Source organism: Pseudomonadota bacterium (assembly GCA_010028905.1).
Lineage (GTDB): Bacteria > Vulcanimicrobiota > Xenobia > RGZZ01 > RGZZ01 > RGZZ01.
The window spans coordinates 1-7,842 of sequence record RGZZ01000231.1; the positions used below are offsets into that span (position 1 = coordinate 1).

Sequence of the window (7,842 nt, forward strand, 5' to 3'; positions counted from 1 at the left end):
CCCACAGGGGGAGGTCGCGCGACGAGTGGCGCCCAGGCCGCGGCATCCGATGACCTTGCAGACCCATCGCAAGGTCCGCGCTGGCGCAAGACCGCCGACACCCCGCCCTCAGGTGACGCCAGCGCGCTTCTTCGCGTGCTGGGGGAGTACACGAGCGTCGAACCCGACGATCCTCGGGCCTGAGCGCACGCATCGGCTGAGGGGCTGATCTCGCCTTCCCGGCGAGCCCTTGACACAATGGGAGCAAATCAGTACGATTTACTCGGTCCTAAAGGGACGATTCTGGTACGATTTGCCGCACGGGCGTCGCGTGACAGGTTCGACCAAGGCTGTCGAGTCGTCCGCAGCGCCACAGGAATGCATCCCCCCCATGATTCGCATCACCAAGGCCACAGACTACGGCATCCTGCTCATGAGCCATTTCGCGCGCCGCACCGACCGTGTGGTGCTCAACGCGAAAGACCTCGCGGGGCAGACGCGCATCCCCCTTCCGATGGTGGGCAAGATCCTCAAGACCCTCGCCCATGGCGGACTGCTCGAGTCGCATCGAGGCGCGCGCGGGGGCTACGCGCTGGCACGCGCGCCGGAGCAGATCTCGCTGACCCAGGTGATCTCGGCCATCGAGGGGCCGGTGTCGCTCACCGAGTGCGGTGAGGGGCCCGGCGTCTGCAGCCTCGAGCTGCTGTGCCCGATCCAGAGCAACTGGATGCGCATCAACGAGGCGCTGCGCCAAGCCCTCAGCGGCGTGACCCTGGCCGACATCGCCCGCCCTGGCCATTGGACGGCCACCATCAGCGGAACCAGCGCCCGACAGGCAGAGAAGGTGGGAGTATGAGCAGCACGGCTCGCACGCTCGAAGAGCTGACAGAGAAAGAATATCAGTACGGCTTCGTCACCGATATCGAGGCCGACGAGATCGCCAAGGGGCTGAACGAAGACGTCATCCGCGTCATCTCGGCGAAGAAGGAAGAGCCTGAGTGGCTCCTCGAGTGGCGCTTGAAGGCGTATCGCCAGTTCCTGAAGATGGATGATCCGCAATGGGCCAAGGTGAGCTTCCCGCCCATCGACTATCAAGACATCCGCTACTACTCGGCCCCCAAGCAGAAGGTCGCGCCCAAGAGCCTCGACGAGGTCGATCCTGAGCTTCTCGCCACGTACGCCAAGCTCGGCATCCCCTTGCACGAGCAGGAGCGCCTGCAGGGCATCGCGGTCGACGCCGTGTTCGACAGCGTGTCGGTGGCCACGACGTTCAAGGACAAGCTCAAGGCGGTCGGGGTCATCTTCTGCTCGTTCTCGGAGGCCGTGCGCGAGCATCCTGATCTGGTGCGTCAGTACCTGGGGTCTGTGGTGCCGGCTGCCGACAACCTCTTTGCCTGCCTCAACTCGGCAGTGTTCAGTGACGGGTCGTTCGTCTACATTCCCAAGGGCGTGCGCTCCCCGATGGAGCTGTCGACCTACTTCCGCATCAACGCGGCCGAGACCGGGCAGTTCGAGCGCACCCTCATCGTGGCCGACGAGGGCTCGTATGTGAGCTACCTCGAGGGCTGCACCGCGCCCAAGCGCGATGAGAACCAGCTTCACGCCGCCGTGGTCGAGCTGGTGGCCCTCGACAACGCCGAGATCAAGTATTCGACGGTGCAGAACTGGTATCCGGGCGACAAGGACGGCAAGGGCGGCATCTACAACTTCGTCACCAAGCGGGGCGCCTGCCGCGGCGTGAGCTCGAAGATCTCGTGGACCCAGGTCGAGACCGGCTCGGCCATCACCTGGAAGTATCCGAGCGTGCTGCTGCAGGGCGACAACTCGGTGGGCCGCTTCTACTCGGTGGCCCTCACGAACAACATGCAGCAGGCCGACACGGGCACCAAGATGGTCCACATCGGTCGCAACACGAAGAGCACCATCGTGTCGAAGGGCATCTCGGCGGGTCGTGGCCAGCAGACCTATCGCGGACTGGTGAAGGTGATGAAGGGTGCGGTGAACGCGCGCAACCACTCGCAGTGCGACTCGCTGCTGCTGGGCGACAAGTGCGGCGCGCACACCTTTCCCTATCTCGAGGTGCGCAACCCGTCTGCGGTGGTCGAGCACGAGGCGTCGACCTCGAAGATCAGTGAAGATCAGCTCTTCTACTGCCAGCAGCGGGGCATCTCCACCGAAGACGCGGTGCAGATGATCGTCAACGGGTTCTGCCGCGAGGTGTTTCGCGAGCTGCCCATGGAGTTTGCCGTCGAAGCCCAGAAGCTGCTGGGCGTCAGCCTGGAGGGCGCCGTCGGCTGACCCGCCGTTCTCAACCATTCATCCTGGTCGCGTGCCGGGAACATCGCAGGGAGATCTACCATGCTTCACATCCGCAATCTGCAGGCCGAGGTCGACGGCCACCCCATCTTGAAGGGCATCGACCTCGACGTCGAGGCCGGCCAGGTGCACGCCATCATGGGACCCAACGGCTCGGGCAAGAGCACCCTGGCGAACATCCTCGCCGGTCGTGAGACCTACACCGTTACGGGTGGCACCGTCGAGTTCGAGGGGCGCAACCTGCTCGAGATGCCCATCGAAGAGCGTGCGCGCGAGGGCATCTTCCTTGCCTTCCAGTACCCGGTCGAGATCCCTGGCGTGAGCAACACCTACTTCCTCAAAGCCGCTTTCAACGCGATTCGCAAGCATCGCGGACTCGACGAGCTCGATGCCATGGACTTCCTCAAGCTGGCCAAGGAGAAGGCGAAGCTCGTCAAGCTCGATCCGGCGCTGCTCAACCGTCCGGTGAACGAGGGCTTCAGCGGCGGAGAGAAGAAGCGCAACGAGATCTTCCACATGGCCATGCTCGACCCGAAGCTGGCCATTCTCGACGAGACCGACAGCGGTCTCGACATCGACGCCCTGCGCATCGTCTCTGAGGGCATCAATGCGCTGCGCTCTCCCCATCGCGCTCAGGTTCTGGTGACGCACTACCAGCGTCTGCTGGGGTATGTGGTGCCGGACGTGGTGCACGTGCTCTATGACGGCCGCATCGTCAAGTCCGGTGGACGTGAGCTGGCCCTCGAGCTCGAAGAGAAGGGGTATGCCGACATCATCGCGGCCCACAAGCCCGTCGCCGCGGGGCGGGGGGCGCGATGATGGCGGTCGAGACGCCCACGGCAGTCGAGCCGTTCAGCGCTCTGATGACGCAGCAGGGCGCGCATCCGCTGGCCGGTGATCGACAGGCCGCCTTTGCGCGCTATGCTGCAAAGGGCCTGCCCACCACCCGCGACGAGGCGTGGAAGTACACCTCGCTCGCGCCGCTGGCGCGCCTGACGCTGACGCGCGCCACCGCGGGGGGAACCGTTGCATCGTCGACGCTGCGTGACCTCTGCTTCGGAGACACCGATTTCACTGAGGTGGTGTTCATCGACGGTCGCTTCTCCAGCGCGATGTCGAACACCGCGACCCTGCCCGATGGCGTCTTCGCGGGTGCCTTCAGCGCGGCGCCTCCGAGTGTGATCGCCGCCGCTCGTGAGCGGCTCGCGGCGCCTTCGTGCGAGGCGCCTCTTGACGCGCTCAACCTCGCCCTCGCCGAAGATGGCGGGCTGGTGTTCGTGCCGCGTGACGTGCGGGTCGCACGGCCCATCCATCTCGTGTTCGTCACCACCCGCTCTGATGCCCCGACGGCGGCTCACCTGCGCAACGCGGTGGTGGTCGAGGCAGGCGCGTCGGCGACGGTCATCGAGACCTACGTCACAGAAGACGCGGGCGTCTACCTCACCCATTCGGTGACCGATGTCCTGGCCGCCGAAGGGGCGCGCGTCGATCACATCAAGGTGGCGCGCGAAGGCCGCGAGGCCTGGCACCTCGGTGCCGTGCGCGCGCAGCTGGCGGGTCACGCCGAGCTGAACACGTTCACGGTCTCCACGGGCGGCGGTGTGGTGCGCAACGAGCTCACCGCGACTGCACCGGAGACCACGTGTCGCGCCCTCGGTCTGTTTCTGCTCGATGGCGCGCAGCACTGCGACAACCATCTCTTCATCGACCACGCCGCGCCGCGATGCGCCAGCGAGCAGGTCTTCAAGGGCATTCTCGACGGCACCTCGCACGGCGTCTTCAGCGGTCGCGTGCACGTGGCGGTCGATGCCCAGAAGACCGATGCCCAGCAGAGCTGCAAGAACCTGCTGCTCAGCGACGACGCCCAGATCTCGACCCGTCCGCAGCTCGAGATCCACGCCGATGACGTGAAGTGCAGCCACGGCGTGGCCATCGGATCGCTCGACGAGACCCAGTACTACTACCTGCGCGCGCGGGGCATCGGCCCTGTCGAGGCGCGTGAGATTCTCACCTATGCCTTTGCCAGCGAGCTGCTGGGGCGCATCGAGGTGCCGGCCGTGCGCGCTGACATCGAGCGGCGCATCTCGTCTGCGGTGGCCGCTGACATCGCTGCACTCACGGGGGACGCATGAGCACGACCTTGACCCGCGCTCCCTTCGATCTGGCCAGGATACGGGCAGACTTCCCCATTCTGGGTCAGCTGGTGCACGGCAAGCCGCTCGTCTATCTCGACAACGCGGCCACCACGCAGAAGCCCGCGTCGGTCATCGAGGCGGAGACCCGCTACTACGAGACCGAGAACGCCAACATCCATCGCGGCGTTCATCTGCTCAGCCAGATAGCGACCCGCGACTACGAGAATGCGCGCAAGAAGGTGGCGCGCTTCCTCAATTCGGCCGACGCCACCGAGATCATCTTCGTGCGCGGGGCCACCGAGGCCATCAACCTTGTGTCGAATTCCTGGGGTCGCAAGAACGTGGGCAAGGACGATGAGATCGTCATCACCCACATGGAGCATCACTCCAACATCGTTCCCTGGCAGATGCTCTGCGAGCAGACGGGGGCGAAGCTGCGCGTGGTGCCCATCAACGACGCGGGCGAGCTCGATCTTGAGGCCTACCGCGCAATGCTCGGCGAGCGCACGAAGCTCGTGGCGGTGGTGCACGTCTCGAACGCCCTGGGCACCATCAACCCGGTGAAGCAGATGATTGCCGAGGCCCATGCGCACGGCGCCTGCGTTCTTGTCGACGGAGCCCAGGCGGTCTCGCACCTGCGGGTCGATGTGCGCGACCTTGACGCAGATTTCTACGTGTTCAGCGGGCACAAGCTGTTCGCCCCCACGGGTGTCGGCGCCCTCTACGGCAAGAAGGCGCTGCTGCAGAAGATGCCGCCCTGGCAGGGCGGGGGAGACATGATTGCGTCGGTCTCCTTCGAGAAGACCACCTACAACGCGCTGCCCTACAAGTTCGAGGCGGGCACGCCCAACATCGCCGGCGGCATCGGGCTGGGGGCGGCCATCGACTACGTCGAGGCGTTGGGCTTCGAGGCCATCGCGGCCTGGGAGGGCGCGCTGCTCGAGCACGGCACGAAGGTGCTCACCGCCATTCCGCGGGTGCGCCTGGTGGGAACGGCGCATGAGAAGGCTTCCGTGCTCTCGTTCGTGGTCGATGGGGTGCATCCGCACGACATCGGCACGATTCTCGATTTCGAGGGCGTGGCCATCCGCACGGGCCACCACTGCGCCCAGCCCGTGATGGATCGCTTCGGCATTCCCGCCACGGCCCGCGCCTCGCTCGCGTTCTACAACACCTTCGAGGAGATCGACGCGCTGGCCGCGGCGCTCCACAAGGTGATGGAGGTCTTTCCCCATGACGGCGGTCAATGAGCTCTATCAGCAGGTGATCCTCGATCACAACCAGCGTCCCCGCAACTACAAGGTGCCCGAGCACACCACGTGCCACGCCCTTGGCCACAACCCGCTCTGCGGCGACAAGTTCACGGTGTTTCTCGAGATGGACGGTGACGTCATCAAGGACATCGGATTCCAAGGGTCGGGGTGCGCCATCTCGAAGGCGAGCGCCTCGCTCATGACGTCTGCGGTGACCGGCATGGGGCGTGAAGACGCGCATGCGCTGTCTGAGCGGTTTCGTCAGATGGTCACAGGAGAGGACATCGATCCGGACGAGCTCGACAAGCTTGCGGTGTTCAGCGGGGTGAGCGAGTTCCCCGCGCGGGTGAAGTGCGCCACGCTGGCGTGGCACACCCTCGACGCCGCGCTCGACAACCAGTCGGAGGTCGTCTCGACCGAGGAAGGCCAGGAGGCAGAGTGATGCGCACGCATGAAGAGGTTCGGGTATCGCGAGACGTCGAGGCGGTGCAGATTCCGTTCGGCGACAAGATCGTCATCCCCGCGGGTTCCGAGGTGACCATCACCCAGGCGCTGGGCGGCACCTTCACGGTGAGCACCGATTTCGGGTACCTCGCTCGCGTCGATGGCAAGGACGCTGATGCCCTCGGCAAAGAGGCGCCGGCGGCCGCGCAGTCGAGTGTAGATGCAGACACCACGGCTTCGCCCAAGGAAATCGAAGAGAAGATCTGGGATGAGCTGCGCACGGTGTACGACCCGGAGATCCCGGCCAACGTGGTCGACCTCGGCCTCGTCTACGGGGTCGACGTGAGCGATCATGCCGACGGGGGCTACAAGATCCACGTGACCATGACCCTCACGGCGCCTGGCTGCGGCATGGGCGACGTCTTGAAGGCGGATGCCGAGCAGCGCGTGCAGGCGGTGCAGGGCGTGCGCGAGGCTGAGGTCGAGATGGTCACCGAGCCGCCCTGGAACCAGGACATGATGAGCGAGGCGGCCCGTCTCGAGCTGGGGATCTTCTGACGGCCGGGCGTCTACGAGCAGCGCATCGCGGGAAGGGCTGAAGCCATGCACCCCATCGAGGAGATCCAGCTTCGGGCGGAGCGTGCCCAGGCGCTGGTCGACGCAGGCCAGATCGCAGATGCGCTCGATGAGGCGCGTGGCATGCGCGCGTTCATCGAGGGTCACCCTGCAGACGACGTTCTCGTGCAGTCACGGCTCTCAGCCGTGGAGCGCTTCATCGCGGCGCTCGAGGCGAAGCAGGCCGGCGACGCCGGCTGAGCGGAGGCGGGTCTGGGAGAGCGGATGCGTTCCCGCGGGCTCAGCGCGCGCGAACCGCGTTGAAGAAGGCCCCCATGTCGAGGTACTTGGGAACCATGCCACCGCCTCCGGTCACTGCTTGAACCCCTGCCTCGGACGTGTCGGAGACGTGGCCGGCAATCTCACCGACGAGCGCCCGCCAGTTCATGGGCTGGGTGCTGGCCATCTGCCGCAGCAGCCCCTTGTAGGCCGTGTTGTCGTCGCCGAACCAGTACAGGGTGCCGCCGTGCACGAACGCGAGAACGCTCTTGTCGATGACGCGACCCAGGGAGAGCCCCTTTATCTGTGACCAGGGGACGTTTACAGACGCGCCTGCCTGCGTGCGTGCCACCAGCGCGGCGTCGGTCTGCTCGCCCCCCACCAGACGAACCTCGCCTCCTTGGCCAGCGGGCGCGGGCGGAGGGGCTGCAGGCTTCGCCGATGGCGCGGAGAGCTCGAAGTCGTCGTCTGCGAGGGGCCCAGGGGCTTTGGGCGCCGCCACCTCGGCCTTCACTTCCTCTTGTGACGGCGTCGACACAGGCGCAGGAGAGGCTGCAGGTGGCGTGACCTTCGCCTTCTGAACGGCCTGGCCGGCCTCGGCAAAGAGCTTCTGGAGTTCATCGTCGGCAAAACCGTATCCGGGCATGGGGGCGGACCTCTCCCAAAGAGTGTGCGCGCATGTGCGCCGCCTTGGGGTTCGAATGCGCCTGGGTCTGCTCCTGCCTCGCGCCCTGTCGGGGGAGGGTTGCAGATGTGACAGGCCCACCCCCGAGGGGGTGACGCAGAAATGAAAGGCCCACCCCCGAGGGGGTGACGCAGAAATGAAAGGCCCACCCCCGAGGGGGTGACGCAGAAATGAAAGGCCCACCCCCGAGGGGGTG

At 65.8% G+C, this 7,842-nt stretch carries 10 protein-coding genes; 9 read left to right on the forward strand and 1 reads right to left on the reverse strand.

The annotated features are described in order from the left end of the window. The 9 genes from EB084_15145 to EB084_15185 form a co-directional block, all read left to right on the forward strand. Nucleotides 1-183: hypothetical protein (locus EB084_15145; protein NDD29592.1), on the forward strand; the 183-nt coding region annotated here is incomplete at its 5' end. A 46-nt stretch (nucleotides 184-229) separates the two neighbouring features. Beyond that, the gene (locus tag EB084_15150; GenBank protein ID NDD29593.1) at nucleotides 230-835 is read left to right on the forward strand and encodes an SUF system Fe-S cluster assembly regulator; all 606 of its coding nucleotides are present in this window, start codon (nucleotides 230-232) and stop codon (nucleotides 833-835) included. Next, entirely contained in the window at nucleotides 832-2,277 is a 1,446-nt protein-coding gene (gene sufB, locus EB084_15155) for a Fe-S cluster assembly protein SufB (GenBank protein ID NDD29594.1), read from the forward strand. The genes EB084_15150 and sufB overlap by 4 nt, the downstream gene beginning before the upstream one ends. A gap of 60 nt (nucleotides 2,278-2,337) precedes the next feature. Beyond that, entirely contained in the window at nucleotides 2,338-3,114 is a 777-nt protein-coding gene (gene sufC, locus EB084_15160) for a Fe-S cluster assembly ATPase SufC (GenBank protein NDD29595.1), read from the forward strand. After that, entirely contained in the window at nucleotides 3,111-4,427 is a 1,317-nt protein-coding gene (gene sufD / locus EB084_15165; protein NDD29596.1) for a Fe-S cluster assembly protein SufD, read from the forward strand. The genes sufC and sufD overlap by 4 nt, the downstream gene beginning before the upstream one ends. After that, nucleotides 4,424-5,680, forward strand: coding sequence for a cysteine desulfurase (locus tag EB084_15170; GenBank protein ID NDD29597.1), 1,257 nt, complete (start codon nucleotides 4,424-4,426; stop codon nucleotides 5,678-5,680). Before sufD ends, EB084_15170 begins: the two co-directional genes overlap by 4 nt. After that, nucleotides 5,664-6,125, forward strand: coding sequence for an SUF system NifU family Fe-S cluster assembly protein (locus EB084_15175; GenBank protein ID NDD29598.1), 462 nt, complete (start codon nucleotides 5,664-5,666; stop codon nucleotides 6,123-6,125). The genes EB084_15170 and EB084_15175 overlap by 17 nt, the downstream gene beginning before the upstream one ends. Then, on the forward strand, nucleotides 6,125-6,685 hold the full coding sequence (gene sufT, locus EB084_15180; GenBank protein ID NDD29599.1) for a putative Fe-S cluster assembly protein SufT: 561 nt from the start codon (nucleotides 6,125-6,127) through the stop codon (nucleotides 6,683-6,685). Before EB084_15175 ends, sufT begins: the two co-directional genes overlap by 1 nt. A gap of 45 nt (nucleotides 6,686-6,730) precedes the next feature. Next, nucleotides 6,731-6,943: a hypothetical protein gene (locus EB084_15185; GenBank protein NDD29600.1), complete on the forward strand. Its 213-nt coding sequence runs from the start codon at nucleotides 6,731-6,733 to the stop codon at nucleotides 6,941-6,943. A 40-nt stretch (nucleotides 6,944-6,983) separates the two neighbouring features. Here EB084_15185 and EB084_15190 read toward each other — a convergent pair whose 3' ends face one another. Next, nucleotides 6,984-7,607: a hypothetical protein gene (locus EB084_15190; protein ID NDD29601.1), complete on the reverse strand. Its 624-nt coding sequence runs from the start codon at nucleotides 7,605-7,607 to the stop codon at nucleotides 6,984-6,986. Nucleotides 7,608-7,842 lie beyond the last annotated feature (235 nt).

Excerpts from the sequence above, each read along its gene's own strand:
- sufB (NDD29594.1), top strand. The coding sequence starts at position 832 with ATGAGCAGCACGGCTCGCACGCTCGAAGAGCTGACAGAGAAAGAATAT.
- EB084_15170 (NDD29597.1), top strand. The coding sequence starts at position 4,424 with ATGAGCACGACCTTGACCCGCGCTCCCTTCGATCTGGCCAGGATACGG.
- EB084_15190 (NDD29601.1), bottom strand. The coding sequence starts at position 7,607 with ATGCCCGGATACGGTTTTGCCGACGATGAACTCCAGAAGCTCTTTGCC.
- sufD (NDD29596.1), top strand. The coding sequence starts at position 3,111 with ATGATGGCGGTCGAGACGCCCACGGCAGTCGAGCCGTTCAGCGCTCTG.
- sufC (NDD29595.1), top strand. The coding sequence starts at position 2,338 with ATGCTTCACATCCGCAATCTGCAGGCCGAGGTCGACGGCCACCCCATC.
- EB084_15175 (NDD29598.1), top strand. The coding sequence starts at position 5,664 with ATGACGGCGGTCAATGAGCTCTATCAGCAGGTGATCCTCGATCACAAC.
- sufT (NDD29599.1), top strand. The coding sequence starts at position 6,125 with ATGCGCACGCATGAAGAGGTTCGGGTATCGCGAGACGTCGAGGCGGTG.
- EB084_15185 (NDD29600.1), top strand. The coding sequence starts at position 6,731 with ATGCACCCCATCGAGGAGATCCAGCTTCGGGCGGAGCGTGCCCAGGCG.